The organism is Streptomyces sp. NBC_01235, from assembly GCF_035989285.1.
Taxonomy (GTDB): domain Bacteria; phylum Actinomycetota; class Actinomycetes; order Streptomycetales; family Streptomycetaceae; genus Streptomyces.
This window is the reverse complement of the sequence record NZ_CP108513.1, coordinates 11040875-11063130: the sequence shown is the minus strand read 5'-3', so window position 1 is coordinate 11063130 and position 22256 is coordinate 11040875. Positions and strand designations below refer to the sequence as shown.

2 protein-coding genes (1 of these 2 cut by a window edge) are annotated in these 22256 nt (G+C 71.4%); both read right to left on the bottom strand.

Annotated elements, in window-relative coordinates:
- Entirely contained in the window at positions 1-16617 is a 16617-nt protein-coding gene (locus OG289_RS49360; RefSeq protein ID WP_327320535.1) for a non-ribosomal peptide synthetase, read from the bottom strand.
- A protein-coding gene (locus OG289_RS49355; RefSeq protein ID WP_327320534.1) for a non-ribosomal peptide synthase/polyketide synthase crosses the window boundary here: on the bottom strand, positions 16617-22256 show its 3' portion. Its footprint extends 13533 nt past the window's final position; 5640 of the gene's 19173 nt are visible here — the last part of the coding sequence; its start codon lies off the right edge, out of view; its stop codon occupies positions 16617-16619. Before OG289_RS49355 ends, OG289_RS49360 begins: the two co-directional genes overlap by 1 nt.

The window sequence follows — 22256 nt, the reverse complement described above, 5'->3', positions numbered from 1 at the left end:
TCAGATTCCTTCCTTCTCCGTGGTGAATCCCGATGAGATCGCGGACCAGAGCTCTTCCACGACGCCGTGATCGAGCATCTCGGCGTGCGAGCACGGCAGGCTCGTCTCGACGATCTCCCCCGACACGTAGGGTCGCCACAGCTCCGCGGTGGCCGCGCCTCTGGTCGTGTCGGCGGCGCGCACCAAAAGTACGTCGCCGTCGAAGACGCCGAAGTCGTGCTCCCGGATGAGCCTCCTGTTGTTCTGGAACACGGTCGCCAAGTTGGTGACCTCCTCGTCGGAGATCGCGCCCAGCACGGTTCCGGCCTCGTGGCGCAGTCGGCGCCGCAGCTCCTCGAAAGCCTCCGAGGGCTCCGAGCCCGGCGCCTCGAGGTCGTCTCCGGCCTCGCGACGGACCGGCGGGAACGCGTCCAGCAGCACCAAGGCGCCGACCCGTTCGCCCGCGGCACGGAGCTGTACGGCCATCTCGTGGATCAGGTTGCCGCCGAAGGACCAACCCAGGAGCCGGTAGGGGCCGGACGGCTGGATCGCGCGGATCCGCTCCAGGTAGTACGTCGCCATCTCCCGGGCCGAGCCGGCCACCTCGCCGGCGCCGTCGAGACCGCGCGCCTGGATCCCGTAGAGCGGGATCTCCTGTGGGACCTGCCTGGCCAGCGTCAGGTAGCACCAGCTCACGCCGCCTCCCGGGTGGATGCAGAAGAGCGGCGGTTCGGTGCCGCGGGTGCGGATGGGCAAGACGACGTCGAAGGCGTTCCTGACCGACGAGAACGACATCTGCTTCAGCAGGCCGTTCACCGTCGGAGCGACCAGGACGTTGCGCACCGACAGCGACGCGCCTCGTTCGCGGAGCCGTTCCACCAGCGTGACGGCGAGCAGCGAGTGGCCGCCCAGGGTGAAGAAGTCGTCGTCCACGCCCACCGACTCCAGGCCGAGGACGTCGGCGAAGATGTCGCAGAACACTGTCTGGATCTCGGTGGTGGGCTTGCCGTCGGTGCCGGCGACGGCGAGTTCCGGCAGCGGGAGCGCCGCGCGGTCGAGCTTGCCGTTCGCCGTCAGCGGAAGGGTGGCGAGGACGACGACCGTGGCCGGGACCATGTGGTCGGGCAGGCGTTGTGCCGCGAAGCCGCGGACGTCGTCCGACAGCGCGGCGACCTCATCCGGATCGCCCGGATCCGTGTCGGTCGGCACGACGTACGCGACCAGAGCGGCCTCGCGGACCACCACGGCCGCACGCGCGACCCCCGGATGGTCCTCGAGGACCGTCCGCACCTCGCCGGGCTCGATGCGGAACCCGCGGATCTTCACCTGGTCGTCGAACCGTCCGAGGAACTCGATCCGGCCGTCGGCCGACCAGCGGGCCCGGTCCCCGGTCCGGTACATCCGCCGACCCGCCTCGAAGGGACAGGCCACGAACCGCTCCGCAGTCAGGGCACTGCGGCCCAGATAGCCGCGCGCCAGCTGCGATCCGGCGATGTGGAGTTCGCCCGGGACCCCCACCGGAACCGGCCGCAACCGCTCATCGAGGACGTACATACGGGTGTTGGCCAGCGGCCGCCCGATCGGCACGGCTGCCCGGGCCGACGCCGTTGCATCGAGAGCGGCTGTGGTCACGCCGACAGTGGTCTCGGTCGGTCCGTAGTGGTTGACGACGACGCGGTCGCCCGCGACAGCCATGAGTTCGCCGAGCCAGCCCGCCGGCGCGGCCTCGCCGCCGAGGATGAGGCCCTTCCGCGGCAGCAGCGCCGCCAGGCCGGGCGAACCACTGCCGAGAGCGGACAGGTGGGATGGGACGAACTTCACGAAGTCGACGCGGTGCGCCGTCATGTAGTCGGCCATCGTCTGCGGATCGAGGGTGACGTCCGCGTCGAGGACGTGGAGGACGCCGCCGGTGGTCAAGGCACCGAACAGCAGTGTGTTTCCGAGGTCCGTGTTCTGTGCCTGGGGCAGTGCGTAACCGTCACCGGGCGCTCCGAACCCGACGCGTTCCCCGATCGAGGAGACGTAGTTGGACAGAGCCGCGTGCGGGACGCCCACTCCCTTCGGCCGCCCCGTCGACCCCGAGGTGTACATGACGTACGCCAGGTCGTCCGGGCTGGTCGAAGCCGAGATCGACGTCGGCTGCGGCGTCGACCCCAGGTGCTGAGCGGCCGGCGCGGATCCGCGCCCGGTCCGGTCCACCACGATGGTCCGCAGTCGGCCTGCAGGCAGGTCGTCCAGCAGCTCGACGGTCGTCACCACAGCCGCAGCCCGGCCGTCCTGCAGCAGGAAAGCGATCCGCTCGGTCGGCAGGTCCGGATCGATTGGCAGGTACGCCGCCGCGGCCCGCCACACACCGAGCAGTGCCGCGATCATCTCGACCCCGCGCGGCAGGCACAGCGCCACCATCGCGCCGGCCTCGACTCCCGACGCACGCAGTTCCCGCGCCAGCTCCTCGGCACGTGAGTCCAGATCGGCGTAGGACACTTCGCCGGCGCCGGACACCAGCGCGATCGCATCAGGGGTCTGTGTCGCGCGGGCCTTGAACAGGTCCGGGACCAGAGCGGTGGGGACGTCGGCGGCGGTGTCGTTCCATTCCCTCAGGACGAGATGCCGCTCGGACTCGCCGAGAACGTCCAAGGCGCTCAGCCGCGCCGAGGGGTCCGCGACCAGCGCGCCGACGACTCGCACGAAGCGTTCGGCGAAGGCGTCGGCGGTGGGGGCGTCAAAGAGGTCTGCGGCGACGGTGAACGACCCGCGGATGCCGGCCGGGCGGTGGTCCGCGTCGTAGGACTCACCGACCATGACGTCCAGGTCGAACTTGGCGGTCGTCCGCACCGCGGCGACACCCTGGATTCCGATCCCGGGAAGGTCGAGGGCCGCTTCGACGTTCTCCTGCTTGGTCAGGACGACCTGGAAGAGCGGCTGCCTGGAAAGGGAGCGCTCCGGCGCCAGTTCCTCCACGAGGCGCTCGAACGGCACGTCCTGATGGTCGAACCCGGCCAGCGTCGTGGCCCGGACCCGGTCCAGCACCTCGGCCAGCGTCGGATCCCCGGACAGGTCGGTCCGCAGCACCAGGGTGTTGACGAAGAATCCGACGAGGTCGTTGAGCCCCTCATCGGCCCGGCCGGCGATTGTGGCCCCGATGGGAATGTCGGTCCCGGCGCCCAGCCGGGACAACAGCACGGCCAGGGCGGCCTGCACCACGATGAACGGTGTCAGACCCCGTGCACGCGCCAGGTCGGCCACACGGGCGTGCAGTTCGGCGGGCACCTCGAAGTCCGCTGTGTGGCCGCGGCGCGAAGGCGCCGCCAGCCGCGGACGGTCGACCGGCAGAGACAGCTCCACCGGAGAGCCGGCCAGGGCCTGGCGCCAGTAGTCGATCTGCCGGGACACCAGGCTGTCCGGGTCGTCGTCCGATCCCAGCACTTCCCGCTGCCAGACCGCGAAGTCCGCGTACTGCACGGGCAACGGCTCCCAGCTCGGCGCCCTGCCCTGGCGACGCTCCTCGTAGGCGTGGCCGAAGTCCCGCGCCAACGGTGCTGCCGACCATCCGTCGGAGGCGATGTGATGCACCGCCACTGCCAGCACGCACTCGTCGGCGCCCAGCACGAACAGCGCCGCGCGCACGGGCAGCTCGGACGACAGATCGAAGCGGTGCCCGGCGACCTCCGCCACGGACTTGTCCAGATCGCCTTCGGAGGTCTCGACGGCCTCCATCGCCCAGCCGGCCTCCGACAGGTCGACGATCCGCTGGTACGGCTCGCCGTCGACGACCTCGAACACCGTGCGCAGGACCTCGTGCCGTTCCAGCACGTCGTTCAGCGCCGCCGCGAGCGCAGACCGGTCCACTCCCCCGGTCAGCCTGACGACGATGGGGATGTTGTAGGTCGGGCTCGGGCCTTCGACCTGGGCCACGAACCACAGCCGGCGCTGGGCGTACGAGAGCGGAACCCGTTCGGGGAGCTCACGCGCCTTCAGGGCCACGCGGGCCGGGCCGGCCTGTCCCAGCTGGGCTGCCAGCCCTGCGACGGTCGGGAAGTCGAGCAGGGTCCTGATGGACATCTCGACTCCGAGGACCGCGCGGATCCGGGAGATCAGCCGGATGGCGAGCAGCGAGTGGCCGCCCAGGGCGTAGAAGTCCTCGTCGACGGCGACCGAATCCAGACCGAGGATGTCGGCGAACGCCTGGCACAGCAGCTCCTCGCGGAGCGTGGACGGCGTCCTCGAGCCGGTTGCGGCAGTGGTTTCGGCGGCGGACGGGGCGCTGAAGTCCGACTGCGCGGCAGGCAGGGCTTTGCGATCCAGTTTGCCGTTGGCGGTCAGCGGTAGGGCGTTCAGCAGGACCACCGACGACGGCACCATGTGTTCCGGCAGACGTTGCGCGGCGAAGTCCTTCAAAGTGTCGGCCAGAGCCACATCCCTGTCGGAGGGAACCACGTAGGCGATCAGGACGTCGTCACGGACGCTCACAGCAGCCTGCGATACCCCGGGGTGACCGGACAGCACCGCGGCCACCTCGCCCGGCTCGATCCGGAACCCGCGGACTTTCACCTGATCGTCCGCACGGCCCAGGATCTCCATCCGGCCGTCGGCCAGCCACCGTGCCAGATCGCCGGTCCGATACATCCGCTCGCCGGTACCGAACGGGCACGCCACGAACCGCTCACCGGTCAGACCGGGACGGCCCACATATCCGCGCGCCAACTGGGCGCCGGCCACGTACAACTCTCCGGCCACTCCCGGCGGAACCGGGCATAGGCCGGTGTCCAGCACGAACGCTCGCGTGTTGGCGACCGGCCGCACTCCGTCGAGTCGCCCGGCCAGCACACCGATCGTGGTCTCCGTCGGGCCGTAGTGGTTGACCACCGCGCGATCACCGGCGGCGGCAAGGACCCGCGCCGCCAACGCTGGCGGCGTCGCCTCCCCGCCCAGGACCAGCGCTCGCGCCGGAATCAGCGGTTCGATTCCCTGAGCGCTCGCCAACGCTGCCAGATGCGAGGGGACGATCTTCAGGAAGTCGATGCTGTGTTCGGTGAGGTACGCGGCCACGGCCGCCGGATCCGCCACCGCCTGCTCGTCCAGCACGTGCAACTCGCCGCCGGCCGCCAGCGCCGCGAACACCACCGTGTTGCCCAGGTCAGTTGCTTGCGCCTGCAGCAGCGCATACCGGCCGCCGCTCTCGGCGAACGCCAGACGGGACGGCATCGAGGCCAGATAGTTCGCCAACCCGGCCTGCGTGACCCCCACGCCCTTCGGGCGACCCGTCGAACCCGACGTGTAGACGACGTATGCCAGGCTGTCGCGCGCCGAACGGATCCGCGGAACGGCCGTCGGCGGCATTGCCAGCGCCGTCGCGGCCATCGCGTCGTCCACCACGACAAAGGCTCCGCTGTCCGAGAGCATGAACTCGATCCGCTCGGCCGGGTGTCCGGGGTCAATGGGCAGATACGCCGCCCCGGCCTTCCAGACGCCGAGGATTCCTACCATCGTCCGCAAGCCTCGCGGAAGACGCAGACCCACCACGCTGTCCGCGCCGACACCGAGTGCGCACAGATGGTGAGCCAGCCGGTCGGCCTGGGCGTCCAGCTCGGCATAGCTCAGTTCGGCCCCGGAGCTCACCACCGCGACGGCGTCGGGGGTCCGGGCCACCTGAGCGGCAAAGGCCTCGAGGAACGTCGGAGGCGTCAACGGGCCGGCCGTGCCGTTCCATTCCGTCAGCACCTGTCGACACATGTCGTCATCGACGATGTCGAGGGCGCCCAACGACGTCTCCGGTCCGCCGTCCAGCGCCGCTTCCAGCGCACCGGTCAGATTCGCCACCGTCGAACGCATCATTTCGGCCACCATCGCGGCGTCGACGGAGACGACCGCGTCGACCGTGACGTCGAGCGACTCGCCGTCGTCGTCCACCGACACCGTCAGCGGATAGTTGTTGCGCGACCAGGTGGTGTCGGCGCGGATCCCCTCGCGGCCCTTCTCCGCGGACGAGTGGGTACCGTGCCGGTAGTTGAACAGGCAGGTGAACAGTGGAGTCCCGCCAGCAAGCCCGGCGGCGCGCTGCGCTGCGGCCAGCGACGCCTGCTCCCGCTCGAGCAGGTCTGCCAGCTGGACACGCATCCCAGCCGCCGCGCCCACCACACCGGTGCCGTCCAGCCGCACCCGTACTGGCAGGGTGTTGATGAACGGGCCCACGACCCTGTCCGCGCCCGCGCCCGCGTCCAGCCGGCCGGACAGCACGGTTCCGAACACCACGTCCGAGCGCCCGGACATCGCGGCCAGCGCCCGCGCCCACGCGACGTGCAGCAGTACCGCGGCGCTCACCCCGAGCCGGCGTCCGACCTGCCGGATCCGCTCGCTGAGCTCCGGCCCCAGGCCGACGTGGCCGCGGCCCGTGCCGCTCCCGTCGCCCAGCACGTCCAGCAGTCCGAACGGCGCTGTCGGCTCGTCCACGCCGGCCAGCAGCCCGGCGAAGAACAGCTCGTCGCCGAGCGGATCCCGGGCGGCGCGCGTGGTGCCCACGAACTCCCGGAACGGTAGCGGCTCGGCCAGCTCGGCCTCGCGCCCCGCCATGATCGCGAAGATCTCGGCGATGGCGGATTCCAGGCCGAGGTGGTCCTGCAGCAGGTGGTGCGCGCGGATCAGCAGCCACGCCCGACCGTCCGGGCCCGTCGTCGCCGACAGGTCAAGCAGCGGTGCCCGATGCAGATCCATGGTCGGTTCCGCTGTCGAGATCAACCACTCGGCCGGATCGGCTCCGGAAGCCGGGGCGACATCGGCAACCCGGACCGTGGCGCGGCGCCACACGACCTGAACCGCCTCGTCGAGCCCGTCCCAGACGAGGGAAGTGCGGTAGATGTCGTGGCGGTCGACGACCTTCTGCACAGCTGCGGCGAAAGCGTCCAGCCGGGCCCGGTTGTCGAACTCCAGCACCGTACGCGACACGTACGCGTCCTCGTGGCCGTCTCCGGCGAGCAGGTGGTGGAAGAGCATTCCTTCCTGAAGCGGCGCCAGCGGGTAGATGTCGGCGATGTTGGCCGCGCCGCCGTCGACGTCGGCCGCGATCGCGTCGATCTGCTCCTGCGTCAGGTCGACGAGCGTCAGCATCTCCGGGGTGATCGCGGCGGCGTCCGCCGGTATCAGGTTCGGCGGGACGACGACGGAATCGCGGCCCGCCGCTGCGGCCAGTCCGGCCACGGTCGGGGTGTCGAGCAGCGCACGCACCGATACCGTCACTCCGCGCGAGCGCAGCACCTCCACCAGCCGGACGATGAGCAGCGAGTGCCCGCCGAGGGCGAAGAAGTCGTCGTCGACGCCCACCGAGTCCAGGCCGAGAACCTCGGCGAAGGCCTCACACAGAAGTTCCTCACGCGGCGTGGCCGGGCCACGCAGTCCCGTGGCGGCGCCGTAGTCGGGGACGGGCAGGGCTCGATGATCGAGCTTCCCATTCGGCGTGACCGGCAGCGCGTCGAGCACCACGACGGCCGAGGGCATCATGTAGCCGGGCAGCCGGGAGGCCACGGACGACCGGACGGATTCGACGAGGGCTGACTTAGCGGCGGCCGAGTGGTCGCCGTCGGTGGCCACGACGTATGCGACCAGACGCTTGTCCCCCGGCGTGTCCTCTCGGGCGATGACTGCGGCCTGCTCCACGCCGGGCACTGCGGCCACAACGGTCTGAACCTCGCCCGGTTCGATGCGGAACCCGCGGATCTTCACCTGCTCGTCGGCACGGCCCAGGAACATCAGGCGGCCGTCGGGCGTCCACCGGGCCCGGTCACCGGTCCGGTACATCCGCTGCCCGGTGTCGAACGGGTTCGCCACGAACCGCTCGCCGGTCAGACCCGCTTGCCCCAGATAGCCGCGGGCCAGCCCCGCCCCGGCCACGTACAGCTCGCCGGCGACGCCCGGCGGCAGCGGCTTGAGGAACGCGTCCAGCACGAACACCTTGCTGTCGGACACCGCCCGCCCGATCCCCGGCTGTTCCCCGGGCGCCAGCGGCGCGCTCATCGTCGCGCACACGGTCGTCTCGGTGGGGCCGTAGGCGTTGATCAGCCGTCGGCCCGACGACCACCGCTCGGCCACCTTGCTGTCCAGCGCCTCACCGGCCGAGACCACCGTCGACACCGACGCCAGCTCGCGCGGAGCCATCGCGGCCAGCACGGCCGGCGGCAGCGTCGCATGGGTCACCCCGAACCGGTCCGCAGTGGCCGCCAGCGCCGCACCAGGCAGCAGCTCCTCCGCGGACGCCACCACCAAGACAGCACCCGAACACAGCGTGACCAGTATCTCGGCCGCCGCCGCGTCGAACCCGACCGACGCGAACTGCAGCACGCGCGAGGCGCCGTCGATCCCGAACCGCTCGGCCTGGGCCGCGACCAGGGCGCCCACGCCGCGGTGCGAGACCGCCACGCCCTTCGGCCGCCCGGTGGAACCCGACGTGTAGATGACATATGCGAGCTGGTCCGGCGCCACCGCCGGCAAACGCACGGCCCCGTCCGCCGCGTCGTCGGCGAGGACGGCTGCGGGAAGCTCATCGAGGACGTACACGGCCTCCGCGTCCGCCATCATGAACGCGACCCGGTCGGCCGGCAGCGCGGTGTCGACCGGCAGACACGCCGCACCCGACTTCAGCACGCCGAGGAGCGCCACCACCAGGTCGACGCCCCGCGGTAGGGCCGTCCCGATCACCCGGTCGGGGCCCGCACCCTGCCCGATCAGGAACCGGGCCAGCCGGTCCGACCGCGCGTCCAACTCGCGATAGGTGACCTCGCCGCCGGCACCGACCAGCGCGACCGCGTCTGGCGTCCGCACCGCCTGCGCCCTGAACAGCTCCGGCACCGCTGCCACCGGCACCTCGGCGCCGGTGTCGTTCCACTGGGCCAGCACCTGGTCCAGCTCGGAGTGCCGCAGGATGTCGATCTCGCTCACCCGCGCCCCCGGATCGTCGGCGAAGCACTCCAGCACCCGCTCAAGACGGGCCGCCAGGCCGTCGACCGTCTGCTGGTCGAACAAGTCCGCGGCGCCGTACAGCGCACCGTGGATGCCGGCCGGGGCGCCGGAGTCGCCGAACACCTGCCCCACCACGATGTCGAGATCGAACTTCACCTCCAGCAGGCCGACGTCGACGCGCTCGCTCCCGACGCGCGCCAGGTCCATGGCGTTGGCGTCCACCGCGGCCGTGACCACGACCTGGATCAGCGGATTGCGGCCCGAGGCGCGCCGAGGCGCAACCTCCTCGACGACGCGCTCGAAGGGCACGTCCTGGTGGTCGAAGCCCGCCAGGGCGCGCTCCCGCACCCGGTCCATCACCCCGACCAGCGTTGGGTCGCCGGACAGATCGGTGCGCAGCACCAGGGTGTTGACGAAGAACCCGACGAGATCGTCGAGCGCCACGTCGGCGCGGCCGGCAGTCGGCACGCCGATCGGGATGTCCGTCCCGGCGCCCAGACGCGACAGCATGACCGCCACGGCGGCCTGGGCCAGCATGTAGAGGGTCACGCCGCGCGAGCGCGCCACTTCCAGGAGCCGGGCGTGCAGGTCCGCCGGGACGTCGAAGTCGCCACGGTACCCGCGGCTGACCGGGGCGGCCGGACGCGATCGGTCGGTCGGGAGGTCGAGCTCGGCCGGGACGCCGGCCAGCGCCTCGCGCCAATACGCGAGCTGCCGGGACATCAGGCTCTCCGGGTCGTCCGCGGAGCCCAGAAGTTCCTGCTGCCAGACCGCGTAGTCCGCGTACTGGACGGGCAGCGTCTCCCACTCCGGAGACCGGCCCTCGCTCCGGGCCGCGTAGGCGGTCTCGAAGTCGGCGCCGAGCACGCGCAGCGACCAGCCGTCGCAGGCGATGTGGTGCATGACTCCCACCAGGACGTGGGCGTTCGGCCCGAGGGCGAACAGGACCGCGCGGATCGGCAGCTCCCGGGCCAGGTCGAACTCGTGCCCGAGCACCACTTCGACGTCCCGCTCCAGGTCGGCCTCGGAGGTCTGGACGACCTCCAGGTCCCAGCCGGACTCGGCCAGATCGACGACCCGCTGGTACGGCTCGCCGGCCACCGCCCCGAACATCGTCCGCAGCACCTCGTGCCGGGCGACGACGTCGTGCAGCGCGACACCGAGGGCGTCCCGGTCCACCGGCCCGTTCAGCCGGAGCGCCGCGGACACGTTGTAGGTGGTGCTCGGCCCGGTCAGCTGGTCGATGAACCACAGTCGGCGCTGCGAGTGGGACAGCGGGATCAGGTCGGGCCGCTCGCGAGCCTCCAGCCCGACCCGTGCCGGGCCGGCGGCGGCTGTGTGCGCCGTCAGACCGGCGACAGTGGGGTTCTCGAACAGAGTCCGGATGCTCACGTCGACCCCGAGGGCGGCACGGATCCTGGACACCAGGCGAACCGCCAGCAGCGAGTGCCCGCCGAGGCCGAAGAAGTCGTCGTCCACGCCGACCGAGGGCACGCCGAGCACCTCGGCGAACACCCCGCACAGCAGCTCCTCGCGCGGTGTGGACGGTGCCCGCCCGACAGTGAGCGTGTACTGCGGCGCCGGCAGGGCCCTGCGGTCCAGTTTCCCGTTGGGCGTCAGCGGCAGTGCGTCAAGCACGACGACCGCCGAGGGCACCATGTAGGCGGGAAGGCGTTCGGCCGCGAGCCGGCGGACGGAGCCTGCGAGCTCGGCGTCCGCGTCCCCGGCGTCCGTGCCGTTCGACACCACGTACGCGACCAGCCGCTTGTCGCCGGGCATGTCCTCGCGGGCCACGACCGCGGCCTCGGCGACCCCGGGGTGCGCGGCCGCCACCGCCGCCACCTCGCCCGGCTCGATCCGGAAGCCGCGGATCTTCACCTGCTCGTCGGCGCGGCCCAGGAACATCAGCTGCCCGTCGGCAAGCCAGCGGGACCGGTCCCCGGTGCGATACATGCGCTCACCTGGAGCGCCGAACGGGCACGCCACGAAGCGCTCGCCGGTCAGGCCGGGCCGGTTCCAGTAGCCGGACGCCACTCCGGCGCCGGCGATGAACAGGTCCCCGGCGACACCGGCCGGCACCGGTCGCAGTGCACTGTCGAGCACGTAGACCTGAGTGTTCGCGATCGGCCGGCCGATCGGCGGCTCCCCGACGGCCACGACCGCCGGATCCACCGGCCCGGCCGTCGAATAGACCGTGGTCTCGGTCGGGCCGTAGAGGTTCGTCACCTCGCCGAGACCGGACAGCTCCAGCGCCAGGTGCCCCGGCACCGCTTCGCCGCCGACCAACACACGCAGCGGCGGCAGCCCGGCGATGCCGTCGGGATGCTCGGCGAGCACGGCGCGCCACAGCGACGGCGTGGCCTGCAGCACCGTCACCCTGTGCCGGAACAGGACCCGGACCAGATCCACCGGGTCCAGGACGATGCGGCGGGCGGCCATGACGAGGCGCGCGCCGGTCAGCAGCGGGACGTAGAGTTCGGGCACCGCCATGTCGAAGGAGACGGTGGTGATCGCGAGCCAGGCGTCCTGCTCGGTCAACGGGAGCCGGTTGGTCATGTCGATCAGGAAGTTGGCAAGGTTGCCCTGGGAGATCACGACGCCCTTGGGCCGTCCCGTCGATCCGGACGTGTAGATCGAGTATGCCGGAAGCACAGGTGACAGAGGCCCGCCGCGCTCGGCGTCGGTGAGCGGCGCCGACGCCGTCAGCGCAAGCCCGGCCGCCACCTCCGACTCGTCCAGGCACAGCTGCGGCACGCCCACGTCGGGCAGTCCCCCGGCCGTCGCAAGGTCGGTCAGTACGAGGGCCGGCGTCGCGTCTTCCATGACGTACGCGATCCGCTCCGGCGGGTACTCCGCGTCGACCGGCACGTACGCGGCTCCGGCGCGCCAGACGCCGAGCAGCGCCACGAACAGTTCCACCGATCGTGGCAGCCCCACCACCACGCGCGATCCGCGCTCCACACCCCGGGAGATGAGCAGCCGGGCGAGTCTGTTCGCGCGCGCGTCCAGTTCCGCGTAGGTGACCTCATCGGTCTCGGTCACCACGGCCGTCGAGGCCGGGGTGCGTGCGGCCTGCGCGGCGAACAGCTCCGACACGGTCACGTCAGGCAGGTCCAGCGCGGTGTCGTTCCACCCGTGCAGGATCCGGTCGACCTCGGAGTCGTCGGTCACGGCGACAGCACCGACGCGCGCCGACGTGTCCGTGACCACCTGGTCGAGCACCCGAACGAAACGCTGGGCGAACTGTGTGACCGTCTCGGCGTCGAACAGGTCCGCGGCGCCGACGACCGCGCCGATCAGGCCGGCGGGATGTCCTGCGGCGTCGAACGCCTCGCGCATCGAGAAGTGCAGGTCGAATTTCGCCGCCTCGCCGGCATCGGCATCCGGGGTGAAGCCGTCGAAGTCGATCCCCGGGAGGGCCAGTCCGGTCCGGCCGTGCTGCTGGATGGTCAGCATTACCTGGAACAGCGGGTGGCGGGACAGCGAGCGCTCCGGGGCCAGCTCCTCCACCAGGCGCTCGAACGGCACGTCCGGATGGTCCAGACCGGCCAGGCTCGTCCGGCGGACCCGGTCCAGCAGCTCGGCCATGGTCGGGTCGCCGGACAGGTCGGTCCGCAGCACCAGGGTGTTGACGAAGAACCCGACCAAGTCGTGCAGTCCCTCGTCGGTGCGGCCGGCGATCGCTGTCCCGATCGGGATGTCCTCGCCGGCGCCGAGCCGGGCCAGCAGGACCGCCAGGGCAGTCTGGAGCACCATGAACGGCGTCACCGCGTGCGCTCGTGCCACTTCGGTCAGCCGGGCGTGCACGTCGGCGGGAACGGTGAACGACTCCGAGCGGCCGCGGTGCGAGGCCGCCGTCGGCCGGGCGCGGTCGACCGGCAGCTCCAGCTCTTCCGGAGCCCCGGACAAGGCGTCGCGCCAGTAGCCCAGCTGGCGGGTCAGGACGCTGTCGGGATCGTCCTCGGAGCCCAGCACGTCCTGCTGCCACAGCGCGAAGTCCGCGTACTGGACCGGCAGGTCGTGCCATGAGGGCGTCCGCCCGGCCGCCCTGGCGGCGTAGGCGGCCGAGACGTCGCGGGCCAGGACCTCCGCCGACCAGCCGTCGGAGGCGATGTGGTGCATGACGACCGCGAGGACGTGCTCATCCGCGCCGAGCGTGAACAGCGCTGCTCGCACCGGGAGCTCGCAGGACAGGTCGAACCGGTGCGCGGACAGCTCGGCGATGGCCCGCTCCGTGTCGGCCAAGGTGGCCTCCACGACCTCCACCGCCCATCCGGACTCGGACAGCTCTACGACGCGCTGGTACGGCTCACCGTCGATGACCTCGAACACCGTCCGCAGCACCTCGTGCCGCTCCACCACGTCCCGCAGGGCGGCGGCGAGCGCGGCGCAGTCCAGGTCGCCGGACATACGCGTGACCGTCGGGATGTTGTAGGCCGCGTCGGTTCCCTCGGCCTGGCCGATGAACCACAGTCGGCGCTGCGCCGGCGACAGCGGGATCCGGTCAGGACGCTCCTGCGTCGTCAGCGCCGCCCTGACGTCGCCCTCCTGTGGCAAGTGGGCGATCAGCGCCGAGACCGTCGGAGCCTCGAACAGGGCCCTGATGCCGATATCGACGCCGAGGCCGGCGCGAATCCGAGCGGCCAGCCGCACGGCGAGCAGGGAGTGGCCGCCGAGCGCGAAGAAGTCGTCGTCGACGGCCACCGAGTCCAGGCCGAGGACGTCGGCGAACGCCCGGCAGAGCAGCTCCTCGCGGCGCGTGGAAGGCGGCCGCGAGCCGGCCGAGGCCGAGTGGGCCGGCGCTGGGAGGGCCTGCCGGTCCAGTTTCCCGTTGCGGGTCAACGGCAGCTCGTCGAGCACCACCACCGCCGACGGAACCATGTACTCCGGCAGCCGCTTCGCGGCGAAGGCCTGGACGGCGGCGGGATCGCAGTCGCCGTCGACTGCCACGACATAGGCGACGAGACGCAGGCCGCCGGGCGCGTCGTCGCGCGCGACGACCGCAGCCTGTTCGACGCCCGTCATGGCGGCCACCACGGCCTGCACCTCACCGGGCTCGATCCGGAACCCGCGGATCTTCACCTGCTCGTCGGCGCGGCCGAGGAACTCGACCTGCCCGTCGGGCAGCCATCGCACCCGGTCCCCGGTGCGGTACATCCGCTCCCCGCAAGCGAACGGACAGGCGACGAAGCGCTCGCCGGTCAGCGCGGGCCGACTCGCATAGCCGCGTGCCAGCTGCACGCCGGCCAGGTACAGCTCGCCGGCGACGCCGGGCGGCACCGGTCGCAGATGCCTGTCGAGCACGTACACCCGCGTATTGGCGACCGGTGCGCCGATCGGAACCGCGCCGGTGTCGGCCGGGTCGCATCGTCGAGCCGTGACTTCCACCGACGCCTCGGTCGGCCCGTACAGGTTGTCGAGCGCGGTGTCCGGCAGCAGCTCGAAGAACCGGTCTCGCAAACTGCCCGGCAGTGCCTCGCCCGAGCACACCACGCGCCGCAAGGTCCGGCCAGCTGCCACTGCACCGGGATCGGCCAGGAACACCTCAAGCATCGACGGCACGAAGTGGGCGACTGACACCCGCTCGGACGCCATGAGGTCGGTCAGGTAAGCCGGGTCGCGGTGCCCGCCGGGCCGTGCCACGACCAGCGCGGCGCCGACCGTCAGGGGCCAGAACAGCTCCCACACCGACACGTCGAAGCCGAACGGGGTCTTGTGCAGCACCCTGTCGTCGGCCCCGAGGGCGTATCCGCTCCGCATCCACTCCAGTCGGTTCACGATCCCGGCATGCGGTACCACCACGCCCTTGGGCCGACCCGTGGAGCCGGACGTGAACATCACATAGGCCGGATTCGCCCCGATCACCGCCACGGCTGGTGCCAAGGCCGGCAGCGCGGCCAGTTCCGACTGCGCCGTGGCGTCGTCCATCACGACGGAATCCACGCCGTCCGGCACAGAGTCCGCCCATGCGGCCGAGGTGACAACCCACCCCGCGGCGGCGTCGGACACCATCACTGCCAGACGGTCGGCCGGGTTCTCGGGATCCAGCGGCAGATAGGCGCCGCCGGCCTTGAGCACGCCCAGCACCGCCACCAGCAGGTCGGCGCCGCGCTGGAGGCAGACGCCCACCACGGACTCCGGTCCCACGCCACGGGCCATCAGCAGCCGCGCCAAACGGTTCGCGCGGGCATCCAGCTCCGCGTAGGACATCTCAGCGCTTTCAAATATCACCGCCGGTGCGTCCGGGGTCCGCGCCGCCTGCGCGGCGAACATTTCCGGCAGCGTCCAGGCCGTGGTCTCAACCGCGGTGTCGTTCCAGTCGAGCATCATCCGGCGACGCTCGGACTCATGCAGCACCTTCACAGTGCTGAGCCGCGACGAGGCGTCGCCGACCGTCTGCTCCACCACTCGCACGAAGCGTCGCGCGAACCAGGCCACTGTCTCGCGGTCGAACATGTCGGCCGCGCCGATCACCGCACCGCGCAGCCCGGCCGGGCCGCCATCGTGGGCGAACGTCTCGTGCACCGAGAACTCCAGGTCGAACTTCGCAGCCTGGCCGGACGTCGCGGCGGAGGAGAAAGCCGCCACCCGGGCGCCCTCCAGCTCGAGACCGGGACCGTCGGGCTGCTGGACGTTCAGCATCACCTGGAACAGCGGGTGCCGGGACAACGAGCGCTCCGGGGCCAGCTCCTCCACCAGACGCTCGAACGGCACGTCCTGGTGGTCCAAGCCGGCCAGGCTGCTGTTCCAGACCCGGTCCAGCAGTTCGGCCACGGTCGGGTCGCCGGACAGGTCGGTCCGCAGCACCAGGGTGTTGACGAAGAACCCGACCAGGTCGTCGAGTCGCTCGTCGATCCGGCCGGCGACCGGTGAGCCGATGACGATGTCGGTGCCGGCGCCGAGTTTGCCGAGCAGCATCGCCAGCGCGGTCTGCAGCACGGTGAACGGTGTCACGCCTCGGGCCCGCGCGAGTTCCGTGAGAGCGGCGTGCAGGTCGGCGGGGACGGCGAACTCGACACGGTGCCCCTCGTACGAGGCCACCGTCGGACGCGGCCGGTCGAAAGGCAGGTCCAGTTCGGTCGGGATCCCGGCCAGCTCCTGGCGCCAGTAGCCCATCTGTTCTGAGAGGACACTGTCCGGGTCGTCCTCCGAGCCCAGTACCTCCCGCTGCCACAACGCGAAGTCCGCGTACTGCACCGGCAGCGGTTCCCAGTCGGGCTTCCCGCCCTGCCGACGCGCCGAGTAGGCCTGGCCGAAATCCCGGGCCAGGATCCCGGACGACCAGCCGTCGGAAGCGACGTGATGCACCACCACCGCCAGCACGTGGTCGTCCGGGCCGCACGAGAACAGCACTGCGCGCACCGGCGTCTCGGCGGAGAGGTCGAAGCCGTGCGCGGCCACCGCCTCGACGGCCGCGGCCAGTTCCGTTCGGTGGACGTCGACGGTCTCCAGGCCGCGGCCGGCCTCGGACCGGTCGAGGATCCGCTGGTACGGCTCGCCGTCGACGACGTCGAACACGGTGCGCAGGACCTCGTGCCGCTCCAGGACGTCGCCGAAAGCGGCCGTCAGCGCGTCGCGGTCAACTTCCCCGGTCAGCCTGACGAGCACGGGAATGTTGTAGGTCGGGCTCGGCCCTTCCAACTGGTTCAGGAACCACAGACGACGCTGGGCGAAAGACAACGGGATCATCAGGACGACTCCTCCTGCCGGCGCATGGGCCGTAGCGCCGGTCTCGCCGGCTTCTGAGAATCGATGAGAGCAGCGAGTGCGGCCGCCGTGGGGTTCTGGAACAGAGTTCGGATTCCGAAGTCGACGCCGGCGGCAGCGCGGATCCGGGCGGCCAGGCGCAGTGCGAGTAGCGAGTGGCCGCCGAGGGCGAAGAAGTCGTCGTCGACGCCGACCGAGGGCAGGCCGAGGACTTCGGCGAAGGCTTGGCAGAGTCGTTCTTCGCGCTCGTTGGACGGCCCACGCGTGGTGGTGGGCACCGTCGCCTCGGGGGCCGGCAGGGCTTTGCGGTCGAGTTTGCCGTTCGCGGTCGTCGGCAGGGCGTCCAGCAGCACAACGGCCCTGGGGACCAGGTGTTCGGGCAGGCGTTGCGCGGCGTAGGCCTTGACCGAGGCGGTCAGGGCAGCGGGGTCGTCGGGGGCGTCGGCGACCACGTAGGCGACCAGGCGCTTGTCCCCCGGGACGTCTTCGCGTGCGATGACCGCCGCTTGACCGACACCGGGATGCGTCGCGAGGACCGAGGTGATCTCACCGGGCTCGATGCGGAACCCGCGGATCTTCACCTGCTCGTCGGCGCGGCCCAGGAACATCAGCTGCCCGTCCGGGAGTCGGCGGGCCCGGTCGCCGGTGCGGTACATCCGTTCCCCGGCGGCGAACGGATTCGCGACGAACCGCTCACCGGTCGGACCGGGACGGCCGACGTAGCCGCGGGCGAGCTGGGATCCGGCGATGTACAGCTCCCCGGAAACGCCCGGCGGTACCAGGGAGAGCCGGTCGTCGAGCACGTACAGCCGGGTTCCGGGGGTCGGGCGGCCGATCGGTACCGCCGTGGCCGGCACAGTCATCGCCGCATTCACCGTGAAGGTGCAGCAGCCGACGGTGGCCTCGGTGGGACCGTACTCGTTCACGAGCACGGCATCCGGGACGGCGGCCAGCAGGTCGGCGACCGTGACCGGAGGCAGTGCCTCCCCTCCGACGACCCAGCATCGGGCGGCGGATTCCAGCTCGGCGGCGCTCAGCATCCGGCCGAGCACCAGCAGGTGTCCGGGCACCACCTTCGCCATTGCGAACCGGCCGCCCGCGGAGACCGTGTCGGCCAAGCCCTGCACGCCGCCTTCGACCGAGATCGTGATCGCGCCGCCGACCAGCAACGGCAATACCAGGCTGGTCAGTGTCAGGTCGAACGCGACCGAGGAGTGCAGCACGGTTCCGTCGGCCAACGGGTACTCGCGCACCGCCCAGCCCGCGTAGGCCGCCAGAGCCCCGTGCGAAACCCCCACCCCCTTCGGCCGGCCCGTCGATCCCGAGGTGAAGATCACGTAGGCCAGCCCCCTGGCGTCCGCCGCCGGCGCCGGTGCCCGGTCCGGACACGCCGCCACCGCGCGGGCCGTCGCCGGATCGTCCAGCGCGACGGTGACCACGCGGCCGGTCGGCAGTTCGTCCAGGACCTCGGAGACGCCCACCAGGACCGAGGCCCGGCAGTCCGCGATCAGAGTGCTGAGCCGTTCGGCCGGATGCTCGACGTCCAGCGGCACCACTGCCCCGCCGGCCCGCCAGATCGCCCACACCGCCACGATCAGGTCCACGCCGCGCGGCAGGGCCGTCGCCACCGTCGACTCCGGACCGACGCCCAACGCCCGCAACCGGTGCGCCAGCCGCGCCGAGCGCTCGTCCACCTGGGCATACGTCAGCCGCACACCGTCGCACACGACGGCGACCGCGTCCGGCGTCCGCGCCGCCTGCGCCGCGAAGAGCGCCGGAACCAGCTCCGACGACCCGGCACCCGTGTCGTTCCACTCGGTCTGGACTCTGTGCCGTTCGGCGGGCTCCAGAATCGTCAGAGCGCCGATGCGCTGTGCGGGATCGGAGACCATCGCGTCCAGCACAGCCACGAACCGGCGCGTCAGAACATGTGCCGTCTCGACGTCGAAGAGGTCGGCCGAGTACGTCACGGCTCCGTGCAGACCGGCCGCAACGCCCGACTCGTCGACGGTCTCCGTCACCGTCAGCGCCAGATCGAACTTCGCCGTCCCGGCGTCCCGGATCACGACGTCGGTGGTCAAGCCGACCAGGTCGAGTCTGGCCTCGGTGGTGTTCTGCACGGTCAGCATGACCTGGAACAGAGGGTGCCGGGCCAGCGAGCGCTCCGGCGCCAGGTCCTCCACGAGCAGCTCGAACGGCACGTCCTGGTGCTCAAGCGCGGACAGCCCGGCTTCCCGCACCCGTGCCAGCACCTCCAGGAAGTCGGGGTCGCCGGACAGGTCGGTACGCAGCACCAGGGTGTTGACGAAGAACCCGACCAGATCGTCCAGCGCCTCATCAGTGCGTCCGGCGACCGGGGAGCCGACCGGGATGTCGGTGCCGGCCCCCAGCTTGCCGAGCAGCACCGCCAGCGCCGCGTGCAGCACCATGAACATCGTCACGCCCTGCTGCCGGGCGAGCAGCGCCAGTCGGGCGTGCAGGTCCGCCGGGATCGCCAGCTCGACGTCACCACCGCGATTCGACGTCACCGCCGGACGTGCCCGGTCGACAGGGAGTTCCAGCTCCTGCGGCAGGCCGGCGAGCGCCTCACGCCAATGCCTCAGCTGCCGCGACAGGACGCTGTCCGGATCGTACGGCGAACCCAGCACGTCCCGCTGCCACAGCGCGAAGTCCGCGTACTGCACCGGCAGATCAGCCCACTGCGGGACCTCCCCGGCGACCCGGGCGGCGTACGCCACCGACACGTCCCGAACCAGGACGGCCGCGGACCAGCCGTCGGAGGCGATGTGGTGCAGCACCACCACCAGGACGTGGTCGTCGCCGGCGGTGAGCAGCGATGCCCGAATCGGCAGGTCGACCGCCAGGTCGAACGGCTCGGTACCGGCCCGGGCGACTGCGGCTTCCAGCTGGTCGGCTTCGTCGAACACTGTCGTGGTCAGCTGCCAGTCGACGCTGTCGGCCGCAAGGATCAGCTGGGAAGGCTCGTCGTCGACGACGGGGAACATGGTCCGCAGGACTTCGTGACGGCCGATGACGTCCCGCAGCGCGGCGCCCAGCGCCTCCGGATCGATCCGCCCGGACATGCGCAGGGCCACCGGGATGTTGTACGTCGAGGTCGGGCCTTCCAACTGCCCAAGGAACCAGAGGCGGCCCTGCGCGAACGACAACGGCACCCGCGACGGACGATCCCGCGCCGTCAACGCCGTCCGCGCGGTGCCCGACTGTCCCAACTGACCGGCGAGTGCCGAGACCGTCGGGTTCTGGAACACGGTCCTGAGACTGACTTCAACGCCCAGGACGGCCCGGATGCGGGATATGAGCCGCACCGCCAGCAGCGAGTGGCCGCCCAGGGCGAAGAAGTTGTCGTCGACGCCGACTGCGTCCAGACCGATCACGTCGGCGAACGCCCGGCACAACAGCTCCTCGTGCAAAGTGGCCGGCCCTCTCGATCCGGCCGAAGCCGAGTACTCAGGGGCGGGCAGCGCGCGGCGGTCCAGTTTCCGGTTCACCGTCAGCGGGATCGCATCCAGCAGCACCACGGCCGACGGCACCATGTATTCCGGCAGTCGTTCCGCGGCAAACGCGCGTACTGCGGCCGGATCGCAGTCACCGTCCGGGACCACATAGGCGACCAGGCGCTTGTCGCCCGGCGTGTCCTCCCGGACGATCACTGCGGCCTGGTCGACCGCGGGATGCGCGGACACCACCGCCCGCACCTCGCCGGGTTCGACGCGGATTCCCCGGATCTTGACTTGGTCGTCGGCCCGTCCGACGAACTCCATCGACCCCTCGTGGGTCCACCGGACCAGATCGCCGGTCCGGTACATGCGCCGGCCGAACCCGGCGAACGGGTTGGCCACGAACCGCTCCGCGGTCAGGCCCGCCTGCCGGAGATAGCCCCGGGCCAGCCCGATACCGGACAGATAGAGCTCTCCGACCGATCCCGGAGGCGTCGGGCGCAAGGCGTCGTCGAGCACGTACACGGCCGTGTTCACCACCGGGCCGCCGATCAGCACCCGGGCGCTCGACGGCTCGCAGCGCCACAGCGTGGCGTCCACGGTCGTCTCCGAAGGGCCGTAGGAGTTGAACATCACCCGGTCCGTGGACCAGGAGGCCATCACCTTCGTCGTCAGCGCCTCCCCGGCCGCGATCACCCGGACGGTGTTCGCCACCGTGGCCGCGTCGACCGAACTCAGGACGGCGGGCGGAAGGGTCGCCACGGAGATCGCCTGTTCCGTCAGGAATCGCGCCAGCGGAGGGCCCAGACGAGCCTCGTCCGGGACCACGACCAACGCGGCCCCCTGCAGGAGGGCCATGACCCACTCCCAGCCGAAGGTGTCGAACCCCGCCGAGGCGAACTGGGCCACCCGGTCTGCGCCGCAGACCCCGACCAGATCGGCGTGGCCGGCCGCGAAGGACGCGATGCCGGTGTGCGACACCGCGACGCCCACCGGCTGTCCGGTCGAGCCCGAGGTGTACACGATGTAGGCGGTGTGGGCCGGAAGCAGAGCCGCCAACCGGTCCACGTCCGTGACCGGATCCGCCGCGAACCGCGAGACGTCCACTCCGTCCAGCAGCAGCGTCGGCGCGTCCGACGGCAGGACATCGACGCAGTCCTGCGCGGCCAGCACCACCACCGGCGCCACGTCGGCCAGCACGGCGGCCACGCGCTGCGACCGGTACGCCGGGTCGATCACGGTGTACGCGCCACCGCACTTGAGCACCGCCAGCAGCGCCACCACCAGATCCAGGCCGCGCGGCAGGCACAACGCCACCGTCCGGTCGGGGCCGACACCCAGACCGATCAGGAACCTGGCCAGACGGTTCGAGCGGGCATCGAGCTGCGCGTACGTCAGCTCCTGACCGCCGGCCGTGACCGCGACCGCCTCCGGCCGCCGGGCCGCCTGCGCCGCGAACAGCTTCGGCACGGTGGCCACGGGCACGTCGGCGTCGGTGGCGTTCCAGTCGACCAGGATCCGTTCGAGCTCGGAGTCCGCGAGCAGTTCCACGGCGCTGACCCGCGTCGACGTGTCCTGCGCCATGCCCTTGAGCACGCGCACGAACCGTTCCGCCAGCTGCGCCACCGTGCCCGGCTCGAAGAGATCGGCCTCGCCGATCACCGCGCCGCGCAGCCCCGCCGGACGGCCGTCGGCGTCGAACGCCTCCTCCACCGTCACGTCCAGGTCGAACTTCGCCGCCGCGTACCGGACGGCTTCGGCCCGCGCGCCAGGCAGCCGCAGGCCGTCCTGGGCGCTGTTCTGCAGCGTCAGCATCACCTGGAACAGCGGGTGCCGGGACAGGGAGCGCTCCGGCGCCAGTTCCTCGACGAGGCGCTCGAACGGCACGTCCTGGTGGTCGAACCCGGCCAGCGCCGTGTCCCGCACGCGGTCCAGCACCTCGGTCAGCGTGGGATTCCCGGACAGGTCGGTACGCAGCACCAGGGTGTTGACGAAGAACCCGACCAGGTCGTCCAGCGCGGCGTCCACGCGCCCGGCCGTGGCGACGCCGATCGGGATGTCGGTGCCGGCGCCGAGCCGGGACAGCAGGACCGCCAAAGCGGTCTGCAGCACCATGAACGACGTCACGCCCCGCGATCGAGCGAGATCCGCCAGGCTGGCATG

Bases quoted from the DNA above. Each gene is read 5' to 3' on its own strand.
- OG289_RS49360 (WP_327320535.1), bottom strand. From the start codon at position 16,617: ATGATCCCGTTGTCTTTCGCCCAGCGTCGTCTGTGGTTCCTGAACCAG.